Below are 214 nucleotides of genomic sequence, written 5' to 3' on the forward strand. Positions count from 1 at the left end.
GTTGTAGAGCCGCCACAGCTCCGGGCGCTGGTTCTTGGGATCCCAGCGATGGTGCTTGTCACGGAAGGAGTAGACCCGCTCCTTGGCGCGGGAGGCCTCCTCGTCGCGCCGGGCGCCACCGAAGGCGGCATCGAAGCCATGCTTGTCCAGCGCCTGCTTGAGCGACTGGGTCTTCATGATGTCGGTGTACTTGGCGCTGCCGTGATCGAAGGGG

Annotated in this window: 1 protein-coding gene; it reads right to left on the reverse strand. The window is 65.4% G+C overall.

Annotated features, from left to right (window positions below; all coding sequences use genetic code 11):
- Nucleotides 1-214, reverse strand: a 214-nt coding sequence (locus tag DOM67_RS19340; protein WP_198651883.1) for a phosphoadenosine phosphosulfate reductase family protein, incomplete at both ends; no start/stop codon positions are given.

Origin of the sequence: Salinicola sp. RZ23, from assembly GCF_003206675.1 — a bacterium.
GTDB lineage: Bacteria > Pseudomonadota > Gammaproteobacteria > Pseudomonadales > Halomonadaceae > Salinicola > Salinicola endophyticus.